The 25,441-nt window shown below is 53.3% G+C and carries 27 protein-coding genes; 1 reads left to right on the top strand and 26 read right to left on the bottom strand.

Going from position 1 to position 25,441, the window contains the following annotated elements; translation table 11 throughout:
- Positions 1 to 2: 2 nt before the first annotated feature.
- From topA to smc, 17 genes are all read right to left on the bottom strand, one after another.
- A complete protein-coding gene (gene topA / locus BJU60_RS03550) occupies positions 3 to 2,099 on the bottom strand; it encodes a type I DNA topoisomerase (protein WP_070327504.1) in 2,097 nt (698 codons plus the stop codon).
- Between the two features lie 65 nt (positions 2,100 to 2,164).
- Positions 2,165 to 2,959 carry a DNA-processing protein DprA gene (dprA, locus tag BJU60_RS03555; RefSeq protein ID WP_070327505.1) on the bottom strand — a complete coding sequence of 265 codons (795 nt, stop codon included), beginning with the start codon at positions 2,957 to 2,959 and terminating at the stop codon, positions 2,165 to 2,167.
- Between the two features lie 54 nt (positions 2,960 to 3,013).
- Positions 3,014 to 3,931 carry a succinate--CoA ligase subunit alpha gene (sucD, locus tag BJU60_RS03560; protein WP_070327506.1) on the bottom strand — a complete coding sequence of 306 codons (918 nt, stop codon included), beginning with the start codon at positions 3,929 to 3,931 and terminating at the stop codon, positions 3,014 to 3,016.
- A 12-nt stretch (positions 3,932 to 3,943) separates the two neighbouring features.
- A complete protein-coding gene (gene sucC, locus BJU60_RS03565; protein ID WP_070327507.1) occupies positions 3,944 to 5,104 on the bottom strand; it encodes an ADP-forming succinate--CoA ligase subunit beta in 1,161 nt (386 codons plus the stop codon).
- 111 nt (positions 5,105 to 5,215) lie between these two features.
- The gene (locus tag BJU60_RS03570) at positions 5,216 to 5,482 is read right to left on the bottom strand and encodes an EscU/YscU/HrcU family type III secretion system export apparatus switch protein (protein WP_016508266.1); all 267 of its coding nucleotides are present in this window, start codon (positions 5,480 to 5,482) and stop codon (positions 5,216 to 5,218) included.
- Positions 5,482 to 6,327: a hypothetical protein gene (locus BJU60_RS03575; RefSeq protein ID WP_070327508.1), complete on the bottom strand. Its 846-nt coding sequence runs from the start codon at positions 6,325 to 6,327 to the stop codon at positions 5,482 to 5,484. The genes BJU60_RS03570 and BJU60_RS03575 overlap by 1 nt, the downstream gene beginning before the upstream one ends.
- A 13-nt stretch (positions 6,328 to 6,340) precedes the next feature.
- Positions 6,341 to 7,096 carry a ribonuclease HII gene (locus BJU60_RS03580; protein ID WP_302050620.1) on the bottom strand — a complete coding sequence of 252 codons (756 nt, stop codon included), beginning with the start codon at positions 7,094 to 7,096 and terminating at the stop codon, positions 6,341 to 6,343.
- 41 nt (positions 7,097 to 7,137) lie between these two features.
- Complete coding sequence (gene ylqF / locus BJU60_RS03585) at positions 7,138 to 7,998, bottom strand: ribosome biogenesis GTPase YlqF (protein WP_070327509.1); 861 nt, start codon at positions 7,996 to 7,998, stop codon at positions 7,138 to 7,140.
- 12 nt (positions 7,999 to 8,010) lie between these two features.
- Positions 8,011 to 8,553: a signal peptidase I gene (gene lepB, locus BJU60_RS03590; RefSeq protein WP_016508241.1), complete on the bottom strand. Its 543-nt coding sequence runs from the start codon at positions 8,551 to 8,553 to the stop codon at positions 8,011 to 8,013.
- A gap of 80 nt (positions 8,554 to 8,633) precedes the next feature.
- Positions 8,634 to 8,987: a 50S ribosomal protein L19 gene (gene rplS / locus BJU60_RS03595; RefSeq protein WP_070327950.1), complete on the bottom strand. Its 354-nt coding sequence runs from the start codon at positions 8,985 to 8,987 to the stop codon at positions 8,634 to 8,636.
- 110 nt (positions 8,988 to 9,097) lie between these two features.
- On the bottom strand, positions 9,098 to 9,817 hold the full coding sequence (trmD, locus tag BJU60_RS03600; protein WP_070327510.1) for a tRNA (guanosine(37)-N1)-methyltransferase TrmD: 720 nt from the start codon (positions 9,815 to 9,817) through the stop codon (positions 9,098 to 9,100).
- Positions 9,807 to 10,325 (bottom strand): ribosome maturation factor RimM, encoded by a 519-nt coding sequence (rimM, locus tag BJU60_RS03605; protein ID WP_070327511.1) that lies wholly within the window; start codon positions 10,323 to 10,325, stop codon positions 9,807 to 9,809. The genes trmD and rimM overlap by 11 nt, the downstream gene beginning before the upstream one ends.
- Positions 10,326 to 10,378: 53 nt before the next feature.
- On the bottom strand, positions 10,379 to 10,654 hold the full coding sequence (gene rpsP / locus BJU60_RS03610; protein ID WP_021067098.1) for a 30S ribosomal protein S16: 276 nt from the start codon (positions 10,652 to 10,654) through the stop codon (positions 10,379 to 10,381).
- A gap of 81 nt (positions 10,655 to 10,735) precedes the next feature.
- On the bottom strand, positions 10,736 to 12,076 hold the full coding sequence (gene ffh / locus BJU60_RS03615; protein WP_070327512.1) for a signal recognition particle protein: 1,341 nt from the start codon (positions 12,074 to 12,076) through the stop codon (positions 10,736 to 10,738).
- A gap of 11 nt (positions 12,077 to 12,087) precedes the next feature.
- Positions 12,088 to 12,411 (bottom strand): putative DNA-binding protein, encoded by a 324-nt coding sequence (locus BJU60_RS03620; RefSeq protein WP_070327513.1) that lies wholly within the window; start codon positions 12,409 to 12,411, stop codon positions 12,088 to 12,090.
- 96 nt (positions 12,412 to 12,507) lie between these two features.
- The gene (gene ftsY, locus BJU60_RS03625) at positions 12,508 to 13,509 is read right to left on the bottom strand and encodes a signal recognition particle-docking protein FtsY (RefSeq protein WP_070327514.1); all 1,002 of its coding nucleotides are present in this window, start codon (positions 13,507 to 13,509) and stop codon (positions 12,508 to 12,510) included.
- Positions 13,506 to 17,063 carry a chromosome segregation protein SMC gene (gene smc, locus BJU60_RS03630; RefSeq protein ID WP_070327515.1) on the bottom strand — a complete coding sequence of 1,186 codons (3,558 nt, stop codon included), beginning with the start codon at positions 17,061 to 17,063 and terminating at the stop codon, positions 13,506 to 13,508. Before smc ends, ftsY begins: the two co-directional genes overlap by 4 nt.
- A gap of 115 nt (positions 17,064 to 17,178) precedes the next feature.
- On the opposite strand from smc, the gene BJU60_RS03635 reads away from it, so the two are divergent.
- Entirely contained in the window at positions 17,179 to 17,373 is a 195-nt protein-coding gene (locus BJU60_RS03635) for a DUF1128 family protein (protein ID WP_016509709.1), read from the top strand.
- Positions 17,374 to 17,411: 38 nt separating this feature from the next.
- Here BJU60_RS03635 and rnc read toward each other — a convergent pair whose 3' ends face one another.
- From rnc to sdaAB, 9 genes are all read right to left on the bottom strand, one after another.
- Positions 17,412 to 18,128: a ribonuclease III gene (gene rnc, locus BJU60_RS03640; RefSeq protein WP_070327951.1), complete on the bottom strand. Its 717-nt coding sequence runs from the start codon at positions 18,126 to 18,128 to the stop codon at positions 17,412 to 17,414.
- 121 nt (positions 18,129 to 18,249) lie between these two features.
- Positions 18,250 to 18,489, bottom strand: coding sequence for an acyl carrier protein (gene acpP / locus BJU60_RS03645; protein ID WP_016509693.1), 240 nt, complete (start codon positions 18,487 to 18,489; stop codon positions 18,250 to 18,252).
- 59 nt (positions 18,490 to 18,548) lie between these two features.
- Positions 18,549 to 19,289, bottom strand: a complete 741-nt coding sequence (gene fabG, locus BJU60_RS03650) for a 3-oxoacyl-[acyl-carrier-protein] reductase (RefSeq protein WP_070327516.1) — start codon at positions 19,287 to 19,289, stop codon at positions 18,549 to 18,551.
- A complete protein-coding gene (fabD, locus tag BJU60_RS03655; protein ID WP_070327517.1) occupies positions 19,282 to 20,199 on the bottom strand; it encodes an ACP S-malonyltransferase in 918 nt (305 codons plus the stop codon). The genes fabG and fabD overlap by 8 nt, the downstream gene beginning before the upstream one ends.
- An 18-nt stretch (positions 20,200 to 20,217) precedes the next feature.
- Positions 20,218 to 21,207, bottom strand: a complete 990-nt coding sequence (plsX, locus tag BJU60_RS03660) for a phosphate acyltransferase PlsX (protein WP_070327518.1) — start codon at positions 21,205 to 21,207, stop codon at positions 20,218 to 20,220.
- Positions 21,204 to 21,773: a transcription factor FapR gene (gene fapR, locus BJU60_RS03665; RefSeq protein WP_016509712.1), complete on the bottom strand. Its 570-nt coding sequence runs from the start codon at positions 21,771 to 21,773 to the stop codon at positions 21,204 to 21,206. Before fapR ends, plsX begins: the two co-directional genes overlap by 4 nt.
- Before the next feature lie 85 nt (positions 21,774 to 21,858).
- Positions 21,859 to 23,889 carry an ATP-dependent DNA helicase RecG gene (recG, locus tag BJU60_RS03670; RefSeq protein ID WP_070327519.1) on the bottom strand — a complete coding sequence of 677 codons (2,031 nt, stop codon included), beginning with the start codon at positions 23,887 to 23,889 and terminating at the stop codon, positions 21,859 to 21,861.
- Entirely contained in the window at positions 23,876 to 24,763 is an 888-nt protein-coding gene (gene sdaAA, locus BJU60_RS03675; RefSeq protein ID WP_070327520.1) for an L-serine ammonia-lyase, iron-sulfur-dependent, subunit alpha, read from the bottom strand. The genes recG and sdaAA overlap by 14 nt, the downstream gene beginning before the upstream one ends.
- A gap of 12 nt (positions 24,764 to 24,775) precedes the next feature.
- Positions 24,776 to 25,438, bottom strand: a complete 663-nt coding sequence (gene sdaAB, locus BJU60_RS03680; RefSeq protein WP_070327521.1) for an L-serine ammonia-lyase, iron-sulfur-dependent subunit beta — start codon at positions 25,436 to 25,438, stop codon at positions 24,776 to 24,778.
- Positions 25,439 to 25,441 lie beyond the last annotated feature (3 nt).

Consider the following 25,441-nt stretch of genomic DNA (forward strand, 5'->3'; position numbering starts at 1 on the left):
GGTTAATCCTCCTCTAACTGATGTACCTCGGTATGGGTACAGTTCGTGCATTGATATTTGACGCCATCTTTAATCTTTTTCTCAACCATCAACTTACCGCATTCAGGACACGGTTTCGCGACCGGTTTGTCCCATGAGACGAACTCACAGTCTGGATAGTTCGAGCAACCATAGAACAGGCGACCTTTCTTACTGCGGCGCTCGACGACTTGTCCGTCTTTACAGTTCGGGCACGGGACGCCGATTTCGACTTGAACCGGCTTCGTGTTCGTACAGTTCGGGAATCCAGAACAAGCCATGAACTTGCCGTACCGTCCCATCTTGATGACCATCGGCGAACCGCAGATCTCACAATCGATACCGGCTGGCTCGTCTTTCACTTCGATCTTCTCAATTTCGGATTCGGCCCGTTTCAAACGTTTCTCGAATGACCGGTAAATCGGGGCAACGACTTCCGTCCACTCGACTTCTTCATTGGCGATCGAATCAAGAAGCGTCTCCATGTCGGCTGTGAACTGTACCGTGATGAAGTCGTTAAAGTACTCATCGATCATCTCGATGACAAGTTCTCCGAGCTCGGTCGGAATGAATTTTTTCTCTTCAAGCACGACGTAACCGCGCTTTTGGATCGTGTCGAGTGTCGGCGCGTAAGTCGACGGACGACCGATGCCGAGCTCTTCCATCGCTCGGACGAGTCTCGCTTCACTGTAACGCGGTGGTGGCTGTGTGAAGTGTTGCTTCGGCTCGACCGTCTCGAATGCGACCATGTCGTCGACTTCAAGCGGCGGAAGCAATCCTTCCCGCTCTAAGTTCGTGTCTTCGATATCGTCGTCTTTTGACTCGATATACACTTTCATGAAACCTGGGAATTTGACGGTCGATCCGTTGGCACGGAAAATCATGCCGTTCGATTCGACGTCGATTTTCACCGTATCAAGAATCGCTGGCGCCATTTGACTCGCGACCAACCGTTCCCAGATGAGTTTATACAATCGGAGTTGATCCCGTGACAAGTACGCCTTCATCGAAGCCGGGTCACGTAACGCCGACGTCGGCCGGATTGCCTCGTGGGCATCCTGTGCGTTCGCCGCTTTTTTCTCTTTCTGCTTTTGAGAGGCGACGTACTCTGCACCAAACGTCGATTCGATATACGATTTCGCTTCGTCTTTCGCCAAGTCAGAAATTCGTGTCGAGTCGGTACGCATATACGTGATCAACCCGACAGTCCCTTCTTTCTTACCAAGGTCGATTCCTTCGTAAAGCTGTTGGGCGAGCATCATCGTCTTCTTGGCGCGGAAGTTCAGTTTCCGGGCCGCATCTTGTTGGAGTGAACTTGTCGTGAACGGTAATGATGCGTTACGCTTCCGCTCTTTCTTCGTGACATCGATGACTTTGAATGACTCATCGATCGTCTTGAGGACGGCGTCGGCATCCGCTTCCGTCTTCAACTCCATCTTTTTCCCGTCTTTTCCGTAGAACGATGTCTCAAACGTCTCACCCTCATGGTTGAGCATCAGTTTAATCGTCCAGTACTCTTCCGGGTCAAAGGCGTTGATTTCACGTTCGCGGTCGATGATCATTTTGACAGCGACGGATTGAACACGACCGGCTGACAAACCTTTTTTGACTTTCTTCCATAACAACGGGCTCATCCCGTATCCGACAAGACGGTCGAGAATCCGTCGCGCCTGTTGGGCGTCGACGAGATCGTGATTGATCTTGCGTGGATGTTTAAATGATTCTTTAATCGCATCTTTTGTGATCTCGTTGAAGACGACACGACATTCTGTCGTTTCATCGACGCCGAGGGCACGGGCTAAGTGCCAGGCGATTGCTTCCCCTTCGCGATCCGGGTCAGCCGCGAGAAAAATTTTCGTCGCTTTTTTAGCGGCCGTCTTCAGTTCTTTTAACACTGGGCCTTTTCCACGGATCGTGATGTACTTCGGTTCAAAGTCATGCTCAACGTCGACACCGAGTTGACTTTTCGGTAAATCGATGACGTGACCCATGGACGCTTTGACCGTGTAGTTTGATCCTAAATAACGTTTAATTGTCTTTGCTTTCGCAGGTGATTCGACGATCACCAAATATTTTGCCATACATCTGCTCCCCTTTTGGAGGTCATTTAAATCCCTACCATAATATTCATGTTACCGACCGTTTGTCAACGTGCAATCATCGCACCATTCAAAATTTGGTCGGGATTCGTCAAAGGAATCGCTCCTTCTTCAATCAATTTATTCGGTCCTTCCGCTAACGGATCGAGCGGACTTCCCGGCACCGCAAACACCGTCTTGCCTTGCTCGAGCGCATGACTCACCGTATTCATCGTCCCGCTCTTTCGTCTCGCTTGGACGACGACGAGCCGGTCGCCTAATCCACTGACAATTCGATTTCGTTCTAAAAATTGAAATTTTTTGACAGGTGTTTCCGGAGTATATTCACTGAGGAGCAATCCTTGTTTCGAGATCTGGTCGAACAGTTGGTGATGAACATGTGGATACATGTGCGAAAAGCCGGAACCGAGGACCGCAATCGTCGGTCGGTTCCGCCTGACTGCCAACTCATGAACAAGTCCGTCAATACCGATCGCGCCGCCTGAAATCGATACAGTTTCTTCTATTAAAGGGTGTAAATATTCAACGAGCGGTCGACTGATCCGATTCAATTCACGACTCCCGACCAAAGCGGTCGTTTGTTCTTGTAGTACCTCTAAATCGCCCTGATAAAACAAACAGTACGGAGGGTTGGGGATATGTAATAGCATTCGTGGGAACAATTCGTCCTCCCACGTCAAAAAACGGTCATACGTGACCGTTGAACGGAAGGCCCGATTCGCTTTTTTCCATACGTTCGGATGGAACGAATTCCGTTCCGTCAGACCCGGATTTGATAAGTAATGATGGACGAACTCGACCGGCAAACGTTCTGCCGCAAAACGAGCTATTGTTTGATTCATCACAATCTCCTTTAAAAAAATGAGGGATGCGCGCACCCCTCATTCCGATTGGTCTTACGTCGTCGGTTGTCCCGTGACACAAGCATCATACAGACCTTCATTTTTAAGCACACGGATGAGTGTCTCACCGATGACAGCAGGTGTCTCGGCGACTTCGATCCCGTTTGCGTTTAACGTCTTAATTTTTTCAGCGGCCGTTCCTTTTCCGCCTGAGATGATCGCTCCAGCGTGGCCCATCCGTTTGCCTTCAGGAGCCGTCTGACCACCGATGAAACCGATGACCGGTTTCGTCATGTTCGCCTTGACCCATTCAGCGGCTTCTTCTTCAGCCGTCCCACCGATCTCGCCGATCATGATGACCGCAAGCGTGTCTTCATCTTCGTTGAACGCTTGGAGCGTGTCGATGAAGTTCGTCCCGTTGACCGGGTCCCCACCAATCCCGACCGCAGTCGATTGGCCGATTCCGGCCGTCGTCAACTGATGGACCGCTTCATACGTGAGCGTCCCTGAACGTGAGACGATGCCGACATGGCCTTTCGTGTGGATGTAGCCTGGCATGATGCCAAGTTTCGCCTCACCCGGCGTGATGATCCCTGGGCAGTTCGGTCCGATCAAACGGGCCGGTTTGTCTTCGAGATAGCGGCTCACTTGGATCATGTCGATGACAGGAATCCCTTCCGTGATACAGATGATGAGTTCGATGCCGCTATCAGCCGCTTCCATGATCGAGTCGGCCGCGAAAGCTGGTGGCACGTAGATGATCGATGCGTTCGCACCGGTCGCCTCGACCGCGTCAGAGACAGTGTTAAACACAGGTACGTTGTCGAGTACGGTCGTACCACCTTTACCAGGTGTGACCCCGCCGACCAGTTTCGTGTTATACGCTAACATCTGTTCGCCATGGAACATACCTTGTTTCCCCGTGATCCCTTGAATGATCACTTTTGTATCTTGATTCACCCAAATACTCATGTCGTTTCCCCCTTATCGAACGAGTGCCGCGATTTTTTCTGCCCCATCATCCATCGAGGTCGCAGAAGTGATCGCAAGTCCAGATTCATCGAGAATGCGTCTTCCCGCATCCACGTTTGTTCCTTCTAAGCGGACGACGAGTGGCAAGTCGAGTCCGATTTCTTTTGTCGCCGCGACGATTCCTTCGGCGATGATGTCACACTTCATGATGCCACCGAAGATGTTGACGAAGATTCCTTTGACTTGGTCATCCGACAAAATCAATTTGAACGCTTCTGTGACTTTTTCTTTTGTCGCACCGCCGCCTACATCGAGGAAGTTAGCGGGTTCGGCGCCGTAGTGCTTGATGATATCCATCGTCGCCATGGCGAGGCCGGCACCGTTTACGAGACAGCCGATATTGCCGTCAAGGGCGATATAGCTAAGGTCGTGTTTCGACGCCTCGACTTCACGCGGATCTTCTTCCGTCGTGTCACGAAGATCGACGATGTCCGTATGACGATAAAGCGCGTTGCTGTCAAAGTTCAATTTCGCATCGAGCGCGACGACGTTACCGTCTTTCGTCGTGACGAGCGGGTTGATCTCCGCAATCGTGCAGTCCGTCTCGACGTACACTTTATAAAGCTTCATGACCATGTCGCTAAACTTGTTGACGAGTTTAGTCGGCACTTCCATCTTGAAAGCAAGACGGCGCGCCTGGAACGGACGGAGTCCGACGACCGGGTCGACGATTTCTTTATGAATCTTTTCAGGAGTATGTTCAGCGACTTCTTCGATGTCCATACCGCCTTCAGATGAACCCATGATGACAATTCGGCCGATCGAACGGTCAAGCACAAGTCCTAAGTAAAATTCTTGATCGATGGCAGAACCTTCTTCGATATAGAGGCGCTGCACGACTTTTCCTTCAGGTCCAGTCTGGTGCGTGACGAGCGTCTTACCGAGAATCTCTGTCGCGTACTGTTTTACTTCCTCATCCGTTCTGGCAAGTTTGACGCCGCCGGCTTTCCCGCGGCCACCTGCGTGGATCTGTGCTTTGACTACTTTCAATTCACCGTCTAGCTTGGCGGCTGCTGCAACTGCTTCTTCTACCGTGAAAGCCGGATAGCCCGTAGGTACGGCCACTCCAAACGTTCTAAGCAATTCTTTCGCCTGATACTCATGGATATTCATTTAGTTTCCCCCTTAGTCCCCTTTGATATCGGCATATCTATTGTAACGAAAAACTGAAAGCGCTGTCTATCGTTCTTGCTTTAAGTTTTCATCTTTTTTTCACATCTACCCCTAGACATTTTCGATTTTACCTTGTTCCATCTGATAGAGAAACACAAAAAGTTCAGCGATCACTTGATACAAGTCGTCCGGAATATGCTCTTCGATCTGTAACGCCGACAGGAGTGACAACAGCGCCGGGTCTTCATGGATCGGGATACCGTTCTCTTGTGCGAGGGCGAGCATCCGTTCGGCGACGAGGCCGCCGCCCTTCGCGACGACGCGCGGAGATTCCATCGATTGTTCGTAAGACAAGGCGATTGCTTTTTTACGGTCCATCATACATGAAAATCCACCTTTCCTAACGGGGCGAACGTCTCGGGGAGCGAATCTTGTCTCACTTCGAACGAGAATCGGGACAGTTCATAGCCGTTCGCTTTGAGCGCACTGCCGAGCAGCGGCTCGTACGCTTTGATGAACGGGGACAAGTCGTGTTGTTCGTTGAATACTTTCACGGTGACGTGCCGCTTTTGAACGAGCAGGTCGATGCCCGTCTCGCCGAAACGAGGCGTTTCTAGAAATAAGACGATACGGGCATGGTCTGCGTCGATCATCTCGCTTTTCGGGGCCTCAAGCCGGAACCTGACTTGTTCGAACGGTCCTAATTGCGGTATGTGAAATGCTTGGACGACGAACGGCGGCGTCTGGACCGCGTTGAACGTCTCTTGGGCCCGCACGAACTGTTCAAACTTCGGGTCGCCTTTCGCCTTGAACAGTTCCCCGACGAGCTGTTTGACGTCACTTCCGGCCCCGCTCTCGAGCAGTTGCCGTCCCATCGCTTTGACGGATTCCGGTGTCTGGATGGCCTCTTTTGAGAAGCGGCCGAGTTGTTCTAGGAGTAACGTCACCGGTGTCTTCCCGGCCTGGGCCGGTTCCGCCGTAGGCGGCATCACTTTCAGGACGAGTTTCGGCTCGAGCTCGGTGACGACCATCTTGTACGTGACGTTCTCTTTAACGTCTGCGTTCACCCCGACCCGGAACAGTCCTTGCGGCAGTTGCATGACCGCTTCGTTCCCGGGCAAGAGCTGGAGTACCCTGCCGACGACCGTGTTGCCGACGAGCAGCTGACGCGACGTCTGTTCAGTGACTTTGAACGGCAGGACGCCTTGGTGATCGATCCGCATCGGGCTCCCCCTTTCATATCATATGTTTAATCGGTGCGAACGACTTGCGATGAATCGGTGTGATGCCGCGCTCGTTCAACGCGTTCAAATGAAGTTCCGTCCCGTAGCCGGCGTTGCGTTCGAAACCGTATCCCGGATACGTCGCGGCGAACTCTTCCATCATCTTGTCGCGGACGACTTTGGCGACGACGCTCGCCGCCGCGATCGAGACGCTCAACTCGTCCCCTTTGATGAGCGACGTCTGCGGCAAATCGAGCTCGAGTGTCATCGCGTCAATCAAGAGCGCGTCGGCCCCGTCAAGCTGTCGGACCGCCTCGGTCATCGCGAGCTTCGTCGCTTCATAAATATTGATTTGATCGATCACTTCCGCGTCGACGATTCCGACCCCGACGAATGCCTCGTCGAGGATCGTTGCATATGCTCGTTCCCGTGCCGCTTTCGTCATCTTCTTTGAATCGTTCAGTCCCGGGCTGTAAAAATCGTCCGGCAAGACGACGGCCGCCGCGACGACAGGACCCGCGAGCGGTCCCCGCCCGACCTCGTCGATGCCAGCGACCAACTTGAAGCCTTGCTGTTTCAGCTCGGCCTCATACTGCAGGCGGCGTGTATAGTCGTCCCGCTCGTCCCGCTCCGCGTCAAATCGTCTCTGACGTTGCTCCAGGAGCGCCTGGACGCCCGCGCGCGGGTCATCCTTCAGTTCGGCCCGGACATCGTCCCACTCTTCATATCGGACGGTTTTTAGCCGTTGTTTAATCTCTTGAATCGTCACGATCTGCCTCCTATCCAAAAAAGCCCTGTTTTCACAGGACTTCACGCCATATTATGATCTGCCGGCGTCTCAAGCGAGACACGTCCGATCTTCTCATGACGAAGCTCATTCAATAATAGTTCGCTCGCTTTTTCGAAATCGACGTAGCCGCCGCTGAGAAGGCCACGTTTTTTCCCGATCAACTCGAGCAGTTCGACCGCGTCTTCCGGCAAGTCGTCGAGTTTAAACCGCTCTTTCAACTGTTCCGGGTAACGGGCGCGCAGTTCACGCGCTGCATACATCGCGATGTCATCGAGGTTTAAAATGTCGTCCTTGATCGCACCCGTAGCAGCTAAGCGATATCCGACCATCTGGTCCTCGAACTTCGGCCATAGAATACCAGGCGTGTCGAGCAGTTCCATCTCGCCGCCTTTCATCTTGATCCATTGCTGCCGTTTCGTCACACCAGGGCGGTCCCCGGTGATGGCGATGTTGCGTCCGGCGAGCCGGTTGATCAGTGTCGACTTCCCGACGTTCGGGATGCCGATGATGAGGGCACGGATCGGGCCAGGATTACGGCCTTTCTCACGCATGCGGTCGTGCTTGTCTTTCATGAGCTTCTCTGCGCCCGTCATGAGCTGCTTTAAGCCTTTGCTATGCTTCGCATCGACGGCGACGACTTCGATGTCGTCACGCTTCAGGGCGCGCATCCAGGCGTCGGTGACGGCTTGATCGGCCATGTCAGCCTTGTTCAACACGATCAGCCGCGGTTTACCCGCCGTGATCTCATCGACCATCGGATTTCGGCTCGATTGCGGAACACGTGCATCGACGAGTTCGATGACGACGTCAATCAGTTTTAACTTTTCTGTTACTTGTCTTCGCGCCTTGGCCATGTGGCCAGGGAACCATTGAATTGCCAAAAAAACACCACCTTATTCTTCTACCGTCCCGAAGTCACCCATCGGCCAGAACACAAAGTTCGTTTTGCCGACGACGCTTTCTTTCGAGACAAAGCCGATTTCACGGCTGTCTTTCGAGTTTTGTCGGTTATCTCCCATAACGAAGTATGAGCCTTCCGGTACGACCGCTTCACCTGTCACTTGTTCGAGCGTAAAGTTCTCGGTTAGAGGAAAGCCGTTCATTTGGGCTTGAAAATCCTCTAAATACGGTTCTTCGACTGCTTCTCCGTTCAAGTAGAGCGTATCGTCCCGATATTCAAGCGTATCGCCAGGAATGGCGATGACGCGTTTAATATAGTCCTTTGATTCAGTCGCATGAAAGACGATAATATCGCCCCGGTCGAGTTCACCGACGTAGTTAGAGATTTTGCTGACGATCATTCGATCGGCGTTTTGGAGCGTCGGCATCATCGACTCACCTTCGACGATGACAGGTACAAAGATGAACGTCCGGATCACGAACGCGATGACGAGCGCCACTACGATTGCTTTAAGCCAACTGAACACTTCTTTCAAATTGCCTCACTCCTCTGTCCGTTTGAACTTATTGTACTAGAAAAAAAGAAGCTTGTCGCAAGCGACAAGCTTTCCCCATCTTAACGACGGATTTCTTTAATACGTGCTGCTTTACCGCGAAGGTTGCGGAGGTAGTAAAGTTTCGCACGGCGAACTTTACCGTAACGAACGACTTCGATTTGCGCGACACGCGGTGAGTGAAGCGGGAATGCACGCTCAACACCTACGCCGTAAGAAATCTTACGGACTGTGAATGTTTCGCTGATGCCGCCACCTTTACGCTTGATGACTACGCCTTCGAAGATCTGGATACGCTCACGCGTTCCCTCTACGACTTTAACGTGGACACGTACTGTGTCACCAGGACGGAAAGCAGGGACGTCCGATTTGAATTGTTCTTCTGTGATTTCACGGAACAGTTTTTGTGCGTTCATGAATTGATCTCCTTTTTCTTCAATGTTCATATCTTCGTTTGCCTCGGCATCCAATAGCGGAACATCGGTAATCGGTGGGGCTAACCCACATGCTCAAACATAGCATAATTTTATGAATCGCGCAACGATTCGATGAAATTTTTATCGGCCGGCGACAGATCGATTTGGTCTAACAGTTCCGGTCGACGCCTGAACGTTCGTTCGAGCGAACGCTCGCGGCGCCACGACTCGATTTTGGCGTGATTGCCCGACAACAGGACGTCCGGGACTTTGAGGCCGCGGAAGTCAGCCGGTCTCGTATAATGCGGATACTCGAGGAGCCCGGTCGAAAACGAGTCGTCCTCGTGGCTCGCTTGATCGCCGAGCACTTCCGGGATGAGGCGGACCGTCGCGTCGATCATGACCATCGCCGCGAGTTCCCCACCCGTCATCACGAAGTCTCCGATCGACACTTCGTCTGTCGCGAGTTCGTCGTGGATCCGTTGGTCGAATCCTTCGTAATGGCCGCATAAGAAGATCAAGTGCTCTTCGTTCGCCCACTCTTCGGCGACACGTTGAGTGAACGGTCGCCCCGTCGGCGTCGTCACGATGACGCGCGGCTTCGATTTTGCGAGCGAATCGAACGCATCAAACATCGGCTGCGGCGTGAGTAGCATCCCGGCGCCGCCTCCATACGGAGCATCATCGACTTTATGATGTTTGTTCGTCGAGAAGTCACGGAAGTTCGTGAACTTCACTTCGACTTGGCCGAGTGTCCGGGCACGCCCGACGATCGAATGATCGAGCGGGGCGAACATTTCCGGGAACAAGGTCAAGACATCAATTTTCATCGTCGATCATTCCAGGGATCGGCGTGATGATGACACGTTTCGCTTCGACGTCGATGTCTTTGACGACCGACTCGATGTACGGGATGAGCGCATCCGTCTTGCCGGGACGCTTGATGACCCAGACGTCGTTCGCGCCATTGGTCTCAAAGATGTCCTCGACGACACCGATCACTTCTCCGTCGACGACGGCCTCGCATCCGATGATCTCGTGGTAGTAAAATTCATGCTCCGGAAGCTCGTGGACGTTTCCGGCATGGACGTAGAGCGACATCCCTTTGTACTTCTCGACGAGATTGATGTTGTCTAGCCCTTTGAACGTGACGAGATGGAACTGTTTGTGCGGACGATACGTCGTCACTTCGAGCGGCATCTTCTTCCCGTCGACGTCAAGGTAGAGCGTTTCACCAATTTTAAAGCGTTCTTCTGGAAAATCAGTCGCGGCGAGCAACTTCAATTCCCCTTTTAAACCGTGCGTGTTGGCGATTTTGCCTACGTTTAACCAATCCATCATAAAACCTCCTCAAAAAAATAGGCCGACCTCATAAAAGGTCGGCCACAGGGTTACTTCGCGTTTTTCGCGTTGTGGAATTTCTCCATGATCCCTGCTTTAGAGAACAAGTTGCGGACTGTGTCAGATGGCTTCGCGCCGTCTGCCAACCATTTGAGCGCGAGTTCTTCGTTGATGCGAACTTCTGCTTCTGGTTTTGCAACCGGGTTGTAGTGACCGAGTTGTTCGATGAAACGGCCATCACGTGGTGAACGTGAATCTGCTACAACGATCCGGTAAAAAGGTGATTTATTTGCGCCCATGCGCTTGAGACGAATTTTAACTGCCATGGTAATATACCTCCATTATGTGTTTAAGAATTGACAACTTTAATAGTATACTGCTTTTTTGCCTGACTGACAAAAGTTTTCTTAGAAGAATGGAAGGCCGAGACCTTTTTTCTTCCCTTTCATTTGTCCTGACATCTGCTTCATGAGCTTCTTCATGTCATCGAACTGTTTGATGAGACGGTTCACTTCCTGGATGGAACGACCGCTCCCTTTTGCGATCCGCTTGCGACGACTGGCGTTGAGCACTTCAGGATTCGTGCGCTCATGTTTCGTCATCGACCGGATGATTGCCTCGACATGATCGAGTTGCTTCTCGTCGATTTGGACGTTCTTCAACCCTTTCATCTTACCTGCACCAGGTAACATCGAGAGTAATTCATCAATTGGGCCCATGTTTTTCACTTGACCCAATTGCTCGATAAAATCATCGAACGTGAACGATGCATCACGAATTTTGCTTTCAAGCTCTTTCGCGGCATCTTGGTCCATTTGTGACTCCGCTTTTTCGATGAGCGTGAGCACGTCACCCATTCCAAGGATCCGTGACGCCATGCGCTCCGGATAGAAAGGTTCGAGGGCATCCAACTTTTCACCGAGACCGACGAACTTAATCGGCGCTCCCGTGACTGCCTTGATTGAAAGGGCTGCCCCACCACGTGTATCACCGTCGAGTTTTGTCAACACGACGCCGGTAATTCCGAGCAAATCATTAAAGCGATCGGCCACATTGACCGCATCTTGACCCGTCATCGCATCGACGACGAGGAAGATTTCATTCGGTTTGGCGATCGTTTTCACATTTTCGAGTTCGCCCATGAGCGTCTCGTCGATATGAAGACGACCGGCCGTATCTATCAACACGAAATCGTGATGATTAACTTTGGCGTGCTCGAGCGCTTTTGTGACGATTTCTTCCGGCGTCACTTGATCGCCAAGTGAGAACACCGGTAAATCGAGTTGCTTGCCGAGAGTCTCGAGCTGTTTGATGGCCGCCGGCCGATAAATATCAGCAGCGACGAGAAGCGGACTCCGGTTATGCTTTTTGCGAATCAAGTTCGCGAGCTTTCCGGTCGTCGTCGTCTTACCCGCACCTTGTAATCCGACCATCATGACGACTGTCGGTGGTTTTGAACTAAAGGTGATCGGGACGACATCACTCCCCATCAAGGTCGTTAATTCTTCATGAACGATCTTGACGACTTGTTGTCCAGGTGTCAACGATTTCATGACGTCTTGGCCGATTGACCGTTCTTTCACGTCGTTGACGAACTGTTTGACCACTTTGAAGTTAACGTCGGCCTCAAGGAGCGCGAGACGAACTTCTCTCATCATCTCTTTGACGTCTGCTTCGGAAATCTTACCTTTCCCCCGCATTTTCGCCAATGTCGATTGCAACCGTTCTGATAATCCTTCAAATGCCATGCTTCAGCCCCCTACTCTAAATTCTCAAGCGCCGAAACCGTCTCCGTCACGTCGGGCATTTGCTCGACTTGACGTCTGAGCGTTTGGAGAAGCAGTTGCCGTTGCTCGAATTTCTCGAACAGCTCCAGCTTTTCTTCATACTGCTCAAGCATTGCTTCGGTACGCTTTATGTTATCGTAGACCGCTTGACGGCTGACTTCAAACTCTTCCGCAATCTCTCCGAGCGAGTAGTCATCTAGGTAATAAAGAGACATGTAGTTGCGCTGTTTCGGCGTGAGAAGCGCTTGATAAAAATCGAATAAGTAGTTCATTCGATTCGTCTTTTCGAGCGACATACCTCTCACCTCCACATGTTAAGTGAAATCCCTTTACAACTAACAATAGTACAGCCGTCCTAACGTCTTGTCAAGTTTTTTTCTTAACAGTGAAAGTTAGGCGAGGTCATCGTTTGTCTGGTTTTTTTCTTCAAATACGTCACCGAATAGTCCGAGGACGAACTGCTCTGGGTCGAACGCCTGTAAATCATCAATTTTTTCACCGAGACCGACGTATTTGACCGGAATATCGAGCTCGTTTCTGATCGCGAGGACGATGCCGCCTTTGGCCGTCCCGTCTAACTTCGTGAGCACGATCCCGCTCACGTTCGTCGCTTCCTGAAACGCCTTCGCTTGAAGCATCGCGTTCTGTCCCGTCGTCGCGTCTAACGCGAGCAAGACTTCGTGCGGACCGTTTGGCACTTCGCGTTCGATGACCCGTTTCACTTTCTCGAGCTCTTTCATCAAGTTGACCTTGTTTTGGAGTCGTCCTGCCGTATCGCAAATCAAGACGTCGACACCGCGTGACTTCGCGGCTTGGACAGCATCAAACACGACCGCGGCCGGATCTGACCCTTCCGCTTGGCGAATGACGGGGACACCGGCACGTTCACCCCATACTTGCAGCTGGTCGATCGCGCCGGCCCGGAACGTATCGCCCGCCGCAAGCATGACCGAACGACCTTCTGCTTTCAACTGATGGGCGAGTTTTCCGATTGTCGTCGTCTTGCCGACACCGTTCACACCGACGAACAAGATGACGGTCAACCCGTCCTGCATGTTCAACTCGCGGTCTGACTCGTCTTCTTGTAGACGTTTCGCCACCACTTCGACGAGGGCGTCGCGGACGGCGACCGGGTCTTTCAAATTGCGACGCTTCACTTCTTCTTTTAAATCTTCGACGAGGTCCATCGTCGTCGTGACGCCGACGTCCGCCTGGATGAGCAAATCTTCAAGTTCATCGAAAAAGTCCTCATCGACTTCACGGAACCGATAGACGAGGTCGTTGACGGCGCTCGCGAACCCGTCACGTGTTTTCGTCAACCCGTCTGTAAACTTTTGCGACACCTCTTGGGTCGAGGTCGTCAATTTATCTTTTAATTTTTTAAAAAAACTCAAGTCAATTCCTCCATCTCTTCATCTGTCTCGACGACACGTTTCGCTTCTGATAATTCGACCGAAAGTACCTCCGAGACACCGTTTTGTTGCATCGTCACGCCATAGAGCGTGTCGGCCGCCTCCATCGTCCCTTTACGGTGGGTGATGATGACGAACTGTGTATCGATCGACAACGTGCGGACGTATTCACCGAACCGGTGGACGTTCGCCTCGTCGAGCGCTGCTTCGACCTCGTCGAGCACGCAGAACGGGACAGGGCGCGTCTTTAAAATCGCAAATAAGAGCGCGATCGCGGTCAGTGCCCGTTCGCCACCAGACAACAGACTTAACGTCTGTAACTTTTTGCCGGGCGGTTTGGCGACGATGTCGATCCCTGTGTTTAATAAATCGGTCGCATCGACGAGTTTAAGGTCGGCCTCGCCGCCTCCGAACAGTTCTTTGAACGTCTGTTTGAAATGCGCACGGACGGTCGCATACGTCTCGTTGAACAACCGTGTCACTTCTCGGTCCATTTCGGAGATGACGTCGTACAGGTCCTGTTTCGCATTGACGAGATCGTCTCGCTGTTCAGACAAGAACGTGAACCGTTCATTGACGAGTTCAAACTCTTCGATCGCACTCAAGTTGACAGGTCCGATCTCCTCGATTTGACGGACGAGCAACTTGAACTCTTCTTTCGCCTCGTCGAGCGGGATCGATAATACCGGGAGCAGGTCGTAGACGAGTCCACGTTCTTCGAGGGCGTCTAGTTTCCACTGCTGTTTCAACTCGAGTTCATTCGCCTCAGTTTCAAGCTTACGGACGTCGGCCTCGAATTGGCGGCGAACGTCCGTCGCCTGCTGCTCACGCTGCCTGAGGATACGGTGTGACTCTTCCTCTGTTTTCAGCGTTTGCGACTGCGCTTCAATTCGCCCTGTCAACACTTTCATCTGCTCCGTCGCCTCGTCATGCTCGATTCGAAGTTCCGCGGATGAGACGATTCGTCCGCTTTCGAGCCGCTCGAGTTCGTGTTTGATTTGATCGAGTCGGGTCGTCTGTTTGTCGACTTCGGCAACGAGCCGTTCGACTTCCGTATTCACCCGATCCAGGTCAAGCGTATGACGTTGCAGGTCGAGCTCGTTTAGACGGATTGCCTCTTGCAATTGCCCCGTCGTCTCCGCGCCTTTCGCCTGCTCCGCACGCAACTGCTCGAGCTCTGTCCGCAGCGACGTCTGCAACACTTCCGTCGCCTCGAGTTCACTTGCGAGGCGCGTCAATTCTGCCGAAGATGTTTCAATCGTATGCGTATAGCGATTCATCTCGTGATCGAACAGTTCGAGTTGTGCTTTCGCGTCCTGGGTCGTCCGCTCTAATTCCCGGAACGAGGTCTCTAACGCCCGGAGCGTCTCTTCCTCTTGCCGTTTCCGTGTTCTGAGCGTGTGGAGCGACTGTTTGAGACGACTCGTCTCCGCTTCATACTCCGTCACACGAAGCTGCTGTTCGTGCAGCATGGCCAACCCTTGCGTCAATCCTTGTTTCAAATCATCGAGCTCTCTTGACTGGGTGAACAGGGCGACGCCTTGTTTCCGGCTCCCCCCTGTCATCGAACCACCGACATTGACGATATCGCCGTCGAGCGTGACGATCCGGTAGCGATAGCCCGTCGTCTGAGCGATTCGGTTCGCGACCTCGAGCGTCTTGGCCACGATGACGGCCCCGAGCAAGGACCGTTTCAATTTGTCAAACAAAGGTTCCGTCGTCACGAGATCCGATGCGATGCCGACGAAGCCATCTATCGCCTCGAGACGATGGGCGACCTCGCTCGGGATAAAGCGCTCTTTCACCGTCGTCATCGGGACGAACGTAGCCCGCCCGGCATTAGCCCGGCGCAACTTGTCGATCTCACGGCGGCCGACCGCTTCATCTTCAACGACGATGTGTTGTTGCGTTTGACCGAGTGCCGTCTCGATGGCGGCCTCATATGATGGGAGCACTTGAATCAGCTCTGCAACCGCTCCGAGCACGCCGCTCGCACGGTCTTTCAATACGAATTTGACGGCATGGAAATACCCTTCATATGATTGCTTCATCCGCTCTAACATGTCGATCCGGTCTTCGGTCTTTTGACGGCGCCGGTCGAGGTCATGATACGATTGTTCGGCTCGCGACAACTTTTCTCGGAGCGCGACTTCCTTAGCGACCAATGCCTCTTCTTCGGCCAGCAGTTCCTGCCAAGCCGTACGTACCGCTTCAAGACGATCTCGGTTTGCATCGAGCGAGGCGGTCTGTTCGGTTCGAACATCAAGCCGGTCCTTATTCTCACGCAGGAGACGTGCTTTCGCTTCCTCTGCCTGCTCGATGTCACGTCGTTCCCGTTTTTGTTGGTTGCTGAGCGTGGCTCGTGTCGTTGCCAGTTCGAACGCTTCACTTTGAAGCTGTTCGATCTCCACGTTGAAATCGCGAGTCGCCGCCGTAAGCTTCCGCGCGAGCTCGTCACGTGTCACCTCAACGGTCTGCAACGCTTCTGACTTCAAGGCTTTGTCCGTTTGAGCGACCGACAATCGCGACTGCAATTGCTCTGTCTCTTCGACCAACTCCGCGCGTTGGCGCTCGAGTCGTTCTTTCGTCTCTGCCCCGTGTTCTTCTCGCGCTTTGGCGAGTTTAATATCTCCCGAGAGCCGTTCGAGCTCAGTCGCTTGAAGACGCTCATCCTGTTGGAGCGTCTCGAGGACGGCACGATGCTCGGTCAATGTTTCCTCGAGCGCGGCCCGTTCGGTGACGAGCGCGTTCAGCGCCGCTTCTTGGTTGCGTAACTGTTCTTCTGCTGCCGTCTGTTGTGTTGTGGCGAAAGTGATCTTCGCCTTGAGCTCGGTGATCTCGGCACCGAGAATCCCGGTCTCGAGGTCGTCATGCCGCGCCTTGGCGACTTGGAACTCTCGAGCGAGTGCCGCTTGTTCACGAAGCGGTTCGACCCGGTCGGCAAGTTCGTATAAGATATCGTCGACGCGCGACAAGTTCAGCTCGGTGTCTTGCAACTTTCGTTCCGCTTGTTTTTTGCGTTGGCGGTACTTCAGCACGCCGGCCGCTTCTTCAATGACGGCGCGACGATCTTCCGGTTTACCCGAGATGACTTGTTCGACCCGTCCTTGCCCGATGATCGCAAACGCGTCACGGGACAAACCCGTATCCATGAACAAGTCGATGACGTCTTTCAGGCGGCACGGCTTTTTATTCATGAAATAGTCGCTGTCGCCACTGCGCGTCACGCGTCTCGTCACGCTCACTTCTTCATACGGCAGGCGCAAGTGCGCATCGCTATTATCTAAAACGAGCGTCACTTCGGCGACGTTGCGGTGGTTCTCGCCTTCGCTACCGGCAAAGATGACATCTTCCATTTTCGCCCCACGGAGCGATTTGGCCGACTGTTCGCCGAGTACCCAGCGAACAGCGTCCGATATATTTGATTTCCCGCTCCCGTTCGGTCCAACCACGGCTGTCACGCCGGGACGGAAATCTAGTTCAATCCGCTTGGCAAACGATTTAAAGCCAGCGAGTTCGATTCGTTTTAAGTGCATCGTGACCATCCTATCCTAAGTAAGCATTCATTCGTTTATTTTACCACAGTTGCTAGTTCGTCAAAATGCTAGAATCATGCTATTCTAAAAAGAACTGTAGAAAGGGGTACTACACATGACGAATGAACAAATGATCGAGGAAATCCTCGATAAAATGAACATCATCAACCGCGGTGCGATCAAGGCGGAAGAATATAACAAAGCCGATGCATCGGCCGTGAAAGAGATTTACGACTACGTGATGAACCGGTCATCACTCTCGATCTCTGAAGTCGACGGTCTCGTCGAGGAACTTGGCCAATTGACGTAACCAAAAGGAGTGGACCCGCGCGGGTCCACTCCTTTTTTTTATAGGCCGGCGTATCGCCGATTGAATTCGATCAACGCTTCTTTAGCCGCGATCTGCTCGGCTTCTTTCTTCGAACGACCGATCCCTTCGCCGACGATATCGTCACTGAGACGAGCGTGGGAGACGAATTCACGGCTGTGGGCCGGACCGCGTTCTTCGATGATCGTATACGTGACCGGGCCGAGCCCTTCGCGCTGTACACTCTCTTGAAGTTGACTCTTATAATCGGTCTGCTCTTCAAACACACCGGCTAAGACTTTCGGAAAAACCGCTTCGGCGAGGAACTGTTCTACTGGTTCGATCCCTTGGTCAAGGTAGAGGGCGGCGATGTATGATTCGAACACATCGGCGAGTAACGCGGGACGTTTCCGTCCGCCCGTCAGCTCTTCCCCTTTTCCAAGCAAGATAAAATCAGAGAAAGCGTAGGCTTCGGCAAAGTTCACGAGCGACGGCTCACAAACGATGGCCGCCCGTAACTTCGTTAATTCCCCCTCGGAGCGCTCCGGATACGTCTCATATAAAAACCGGGACACTGTCAACTCGAGCACCGCGTCTCCTAAAAACTCTAACCGTTCATTGTCTTTTTTCAAACCGCGTTGTTCATTGACATATGATGAATGGGTGAACGCCTGCATTAACAGTTCTTGGTTCGTAAATTTCACACCAAGTCGTTCCTCGAGTGACGTGAACTTCTCCACGATGCGTGCTCGCTCCACTTCATTTCGTCGGCGTCTTTGCGCCGACCCTTGACGGTCGAACCGTCGCTTATCCTTTGTCATAAGTCCCTCCGTGTATAAGCACAAGCCCACCGCTCATTATGAGCGGTGGGAGGCTTGATTACAATTTTGTTTCGATGTAAGACACGACGTCGCCCACAGTTGCAAGCTTCTCGGCATCTTCGTCTTCGATTGTGATATCGAACTTGTCTTCAAGGTCCATGACCATTTCCATCACTTCGAGCGAGTCCGCACCGAGGTCGTCTTTAAATGATTTTTCGGCTGTGATTTCAGAAACGTCTTTCCCGAGTTTCTCTGCTACTGCTGCTTGTACGTCTACTAAGATTTGTTCTTTTGTCATGATAAAATCCCTCCAAAGTAAATTATATTAAATGTACTACAATTGGTAAAGTTCTGTTTTTACGCCATCGTCATGCCGCCGTCGACGGCGATCGTCTGCCCGGTCACGTAAGCGGCCTCGCTTGACGCGAGAAACGAGACGATGCTCGCCACGTCTTCGACTTGGCCGAAGCGATTGAACGGAATTTGTCCGAGCGTCGCTTCGCGCTGCGCGTCTGTCAACGCACCGGTCATGTCGGTCTCGATAAAGCCTGGACAGACCGCGTTCACCGTCACGTGACGGGCCGCGAGCTCGCGCGCCACCGATTTCGTGAGTCCGATGAGTCCAGCTTTCGCTGCCGCATAGTTCGCTTGTCCGGCGTTCCCCGTGATTCCGACGACCGAGGCGATGTTGATGATGCGCCCTGATTTCGACTTGAGGAGCGGACGCGTCGCCGCTTGCGACGTCAAGAACGCGCCTTTCAAGTTCGTCGCGAGCACATCGTCAAAGTCGGTCTCTTTCATGCGCATGAGCAGACCGTCTCGTGTGATCCCGGCGTTGTTGACGAGGCAATCCAAACGGCCGAACGTATCGACTGCCGTCTTGACGAGTGCTTTCACATCGTCAGCGTTCGAGACGTCCGCTTTGACGGCGATCGCCTCGCTGCCCGCTGCTTCAATGGCTGCAACGACTGCTTTTGCTTGCTCGACACTACCCGAGTAATTGACGACGACTCGAAAGCCGTCTTCCCCTAAACGCTTCGCGATGGCGGCCCCGATACCCCGGGACGCACCCGTCACGATTGCTACTTGGTCATGCACGCACTTCTCCCCCTAACGCTGCAACCTCTTCTAACGTCGTCACTTGTTTAAGTGTCACGTTTTTATCGATTCGTTTGATGAGCCCGGACAACGGTGACGTCGAACCGAACTCGATAAACGTATCGACCCCCTCAGCAATCGCTTTCCGGACACAGTCCTCAAACCGGACCGAGGCGTACAGTTGCTCGGTGAGAAGCGCTTTTAGTTTCTCGGCGTCAGTATGGACCGCCGCGTCGACGTTCGAAATGATCCCAATCGTCGCATCTTTGAACGGTGACGATGCGAGCACATCTTTAAACCGTGTCGCAGCAGGCATCATATACGAGCTATGAAACGCGCCTGACACGTCTAGCGGCAACACGCGTTTCGCCCCAGCCTGTTTTAAGTCTGTCTCTGCTTGTTTGACCGCGTCGACGTGACCCGAAATGACGAACTGGCCCGGACAGTTGTAATTGGCGATTTGTACAAGGTTTCCGCTGGCACTGATCTTCTCGGTCAAGTGGAACGCTTCTGCGACATCGGTCATGCCGATGACCGCTGCCATCGTTCCGTCCTTCACCTCGGACATGAGCTTACCGCGCTCACGTACGAGCACACACGCTTCTTCGAGATCGATGACGCCCGCGACGACGAGTGCCGCATACTCACCGACACTATGGCCAATCACGACGTCCGGTTTGGCACCGGTCTTCCCGTGTGCGAGCGCGAGCAGCGCCGCGTGCGCCACGATGGCAGGTTGTGCGACTTCCGTTTGTTGAAGCTCTTCTTTTGATCCGGCCGCCATGACGTCGAGCAAATCAAATCCGAGTCGACGATCGATCGCTTGCATCTGTTCAGGATCGTCTAAGAACGTTTGACCCATACCGACTGTTTGTGACCCTTGGCCGGGAAATATCCACGCTTCTCTCATGTACTCACCTTCTTTACGTTAGTCTGTTGCTTTCGCTTGTTTGATCTTCGCGACGACATCATGGTCAACCATGATTTTCGCCTGTTTGAGCGCACTCATGATGGCTAATGCGTCACTCGACCCGTGCGCTTTGATGACGGGGGCGTTGATTCCGAACAAGCCCGCACCACCTTGCTCACGATAATCTAATGTTTGTTTCAAGTTTTTCAGTTTCGGTTTTAAGACGAGAGCGGCAAGCTTCGAGACAATATCGCTCGTGAACTGTTCTTTCAACATTTTCATGAGCATTGACGAAGCACCCTCCACACCTTTCAACAAAATGTTTCCGGCAAATCCTTCTGTCACGATGACATCGACGTCACCTGACATCGCCTCGCGGGCCTCGACGTTTCCGACGAAGTGGACCGGAGCCTGTTCGAGGAGGGGGAACGCTTCTTTCGTCAGCGCGTTTCCTTTCCCAGCCTCCGTCCCAATGTTTAGGAGTGCGACACGTGGGCGCTTGATGCCGCGGACGTGCTCGGCGTATAGCGAACCCATAATCGCGTAATCAACCAAATGTTCTGCCTTAGCGTCCGGATTGGCCCCGACATCTAAGACGACGACACCGCTACCCGTATATGTAGGGAACGTTGGCGACAGTGCCGGACGTTCGATTCCAGGAATCCGACCGATGACAAAAAGCGAAACCGCCATGAGCGCCCCGGTGTTCCCGGCCGATACGAGTCCATCTGCTTTCCCGTCTTTGACGAGCTGAGCCGCTACGACGAGCGAGCTGTCTTTTTTCCGGCGAACCGCCCGGACCGGTTCATCTTCGCCTGTGATGACTTCGCTCGCAGGAACGATTGTAATCCGCGGGTCGGTCAACCCGTAGGATGCAAGCTTCACTCCATCACCGACTAGAAACAGTTCCATCTGCTCGTCCGGAAAACTTTCAGCAAATTGTTTTACGCCGTCCACGATTGCTTTTGGGGCATGATCCCCACCCATTGCATCAATTGCTAACTTCATACTTGTTCCTCCTCACCGCGACGATAAATCGTGAAGTCTCCGCTAAAGACACACTCTTCGCCGACATAACTATCCACTGAGACGTCCGTCCGTCCGTCTCGACGCAGTTTGACAACACGAGCCTTGGCAACGACTCGCTCTCCGAGATGAACTTGGCGACTAAACCGGATTTCCGCTTTAGTGGTCAACGCCAGTTCGTCGTCGATGAGCGCCACCGCTAACGAGTTGGCCTGAGCGAACAAGACGTGTCCACGGGCGATCTCATTGCGGCTAAAGACGTGTTCTCTTTCCATGTCGAGAACCGAGATGGCCGATTCGTCGAGTTTCAAGTCAATCATATCACCGATGACCTCGCTCATTGCGAGCGACTTCACTTCATCGAGGTGCTCTGAAGCAACATGCTTGATCCGTTCCCGGACTTCAGGAATTTTAAGCTCCATCCGATCGAGACGGATCGTTTGAATGCTGACGGCGAACTGCTTCGACAGTTCGTCGTCTTTAATGAACGGGTTATGTTCAATCGTTTCTTGCAGTAAGCGTTGCCGCTCCTTCTTAGGTACCCGCATTCAGTTCCCTCCTAAACTCTTCCCTAAAGAACTTAATACCTGGTACTAATAGCAGTATATATTCTTTAGTTTTAATTTTCAAGTGTTATTCTAACCTTTCGCCGACAAGTAAGTCGAGTCGCTTCAAGTATTGACGCAGCGGTCTGTACGAGGACTCCTGCCAAAACGTCTCGCTGCCGAGCAAGCGGACGGCGTCTTGCATCGCCACTTCCATCACTTTGAGGTCGAGGACCGGGTCGGCGACACGGAAACTCGGCAACCCGCTTTGGGCTGTCCCAAAGAAGTCGCCGGCGCCGCGGAGTTCTAAATCTTTTTCCGCTAACACGAATCCGTCGTTCGTCTCTGTCATCGTCTTCAAGCGGAGCTTCCCGACATCAGACTTCGGGTCTCCTACTAATATACAATAAGATTGATGTGCGCCTCGACCGACGCGCCCCCGTAACTGATGGAGCTGGGCCAAACCGAACCGTTCCGCATCGTGGATCACGATGAGCGAGGCGTTCGGCACGTTCACCCCGACCTCGACGACCGTCGTCGACACGAGAATTTGCAGTGAGTTGTCAGCGAACGCCTTCATCACTTCATCTTTCTCGGCACTCGACAGTTTACCGTGCATGAGTCCGACCGCATAGTTCGGGAATCGCTCATTGAGTAAATGATACAACTCGGTTGCGCTCTCGACTTCGAGCGTGTCGGATTCCTCGATCAATGGCGCGATGACGTACGCTTGACGTCCGAGTGACAGTTCGCGCTCGACCATCGTATGCACCCGGTCGATTTGATCCGTTTTCGCCCAATACGTCTCGATCGGCTTCCGGCCGGCCGGCATCTCATCGATCGTCGACACATCCATCTCCCCGAACGCGCTGATCGCGAGCGTCCGCGGAATCGGCGTCGCCGTCATATACAAGACGTCCGCAAGATCAGCCTTGTCTCGTAACATTTTCCGCTGCTCGACGCCGAACCGGTGTTGCTCGTCCGTGATCGCCAAGTGCAGACGCGAAAACTCAACCGGCCCTTGAATCAAGGCGTGCGTGCCGACGATGATGTCGACGTCACCGGCTTTGATCGCTTCGAGCAACGTAGCGCGCGCCTTCCCTTTGACCGAACTCGTCAATAAGGCGACACGGATCCCGTACGGCTCGAACAGTTGTTCAAGCGAAGTGACATGCTGCTCGGCCAAAATTTCGGTCGGCACCATGAGCGCGCCTTGATAACCCGCGTTCACTGTCGCATACAAGGCGATCGCGGCAACGACTGTCTTCCCGCTCCCGACATCCCCTTGCAACAGGCGATTCATGCGTTCAGGCTTCTCGATATCACTCACGATCTCACGAATGACGCGCGTCTGTGCACCCGTCAACGGGAAAGCGAGCCGCTTGACGAACTCGTTCAGTTGCGTTTTTTCGAGCGTGAGCGCCCTCCCTTTCCCAGAACGCTCCATCTTTCGAAACGCCTGAAGCTTCAATTGATAGAGCAGGCATTCTTCGTACACATAACTGCGGCGCGCTTGTTTGTACATCTCGATCGAATCAGGGAAATGCATCCCTCTGAGCATCGACGCCCGGTCCTCCAAGCGGTAACGCAAGCGGATTGATTCCGGCAGCCGGTCCTCAAACGTCGTCGTCTGATCGAAGGCGAGTTTGACGATTCGACTGAAATTCTTTTGCGTCAATCCGGCCCGAAGCGAATAGATCGGCTGTAACCCGTCCGCGAGCTCACCGAACTCGAGATCGGTCGCACTGATCGTCATCCGGTTCATATCCCATTTCCCTTTGACCGTCACCGTCGCACCAAGCGCCAATTTGTCTTTATAGAAAGCGCGGTTGAACATCGTCACATGGACGACGTAGCGCTCTTCTAACAACAGCCGGAACTGAAGTCGATTTTTGCCTTTACTATAATAGCGGACGAGCGGTTCCGCTTGAACGGTCCCACTCCATTTGACGAGGTCCCCGTGGACTGCCGTCGTCACGGTACCGCTGTTATAATTTTCATAACGAAACGGGACGTGCTCTAGCACGTCCTCGATTCGTTCGAGACCCATCGTCTCTAATTTTTTGGCCATCTCTGGCCCGACCCCTCGGAGCGTCGTCAACGCGTCACTGTTTGGCATTTTCTTTCTCTCCAAAAATATTGCGTTCGATCCGACGTGCTGTCGGTGTGTTGGCGAGTCCGCCCCGTGCCGTCTCTTTCAAGGCGGTCGGCATCATTTGACCGATCTCGTACATCGCTGAGATGACTTCATCGCACGGGATGCGGGACGTGATGCCGGCGAGCGCCATATCAGCCGCGACGACCGCGTTCGCCCCACCCATGGCGTTCCGTTTGACGCAAGGTACTTCGACAAGACCCGCTACCGGATCGCAGACGAGCCCGAGCATGTTTTTCAAGGCGATCGCAAACGCCGTCGCCGACTGTTCCGGCGTCCCGCCGGCCGCTTCGACGATGGCTGCTGCAGCCATACCGGTCGCGGAACCGACTTCGGCCTGACAGCCTCCGGCCGCACCCGAAATCGAGGCGTTGTTCGCGACGACGAATCCGAACGCGCCCGAGGTGAACAAATACCGAATCATTGCATCGCGGTCCATCTCGAGACGGTCCTTGACCGCAAATAGCGTCCCCGGTACGACCCCGGCGCTCCCCGCCGTCGGTGTCGCGCAAATCCGTCCCATCGCCGCATTCACTTCGTTCGTGCCGATCGCTTTGGCGACGGCATCTAAAATCAAGTCACCGGCAAGTGATTTGCCCGACCGGACATAGTCTTGCATGAGCACGGCGTCATTCCCAGTCAGCCCCGTCACAGACGTCACGCCTTGCATCGCCCGCTCGACCGCTTCTTCCATCACTTCAAGGTTACGTTCCATCATCGCCATGACCTCTTCTCGTGTCGAGCGTCTGACGTGGACTTCTTGCTCGATCATCACTTCAGAGATCGGGATGTTTCGTTCTGTTGCCGTCCGTACTAATTCTTCTACTGATTTAAACATAGTCGTTTCTCCTTATTCCCCAAAGATGGCTACCCGTTCGATTTGAGGTAACCGTTCCAGTTCCGCTAATACGTCTTTTGGCATCGGTTCATCCATTTCAATCGCCATCAAGGCTTGCTTGCCTTTTTCATGACGGCTCACTTCCATATGCCCGATGTTCAGTTCGTGCTTGGCGAGTATGCCCGTCACGGCCGCGATCGCCCCGAAGCGATCGTGATGCAAGACGACGAGTGCCGGTCCACCGCCGGAAAGTTTGAGCGGGAATCCGTTCAATTCGGTGATTTCGATCGTGCCACCGCCAATCGAGATCCCGACGATCTCAAACGTCCCCTCCGCGTCCTCGAGATGAACCCGGGCCGTGTTCGGATGATCCGTGAGCGCGTCGCTCGTCTCAAAGACGACTTTGATTCCCCGCTCTTTCGCGATGTCGAGCGCTTGCGGGATGCGAAGATCGAACGTATCGAACCCCATGATGCCTCCGACGATGGCGACGTCCGTCCCGTGACCTCGATACGTGTCGGCGAACGACCCGTAAAACGTGATCCGCGCGAGGTCCGGCGTTCGGCCGAACAGTTTGCCGGCCATAAGACCAATCCGTGCGGCTCCGGCCGTATGCGAACTCGATGGTCCGACCATGACCGGTCCGATAATATCAAACACACTGCGATATTTCATCGC

The organism is Exiguobacterium aurantiacum, assembly GCF_001766415.1.
GTDB classification, from domain to species: Bacteria; Bacillota; Bacilli; order Exiguobacteriales; family Exiguobacteriaceae; genus Exiguobacterium; species Exiguobacterium aurantiacum_A.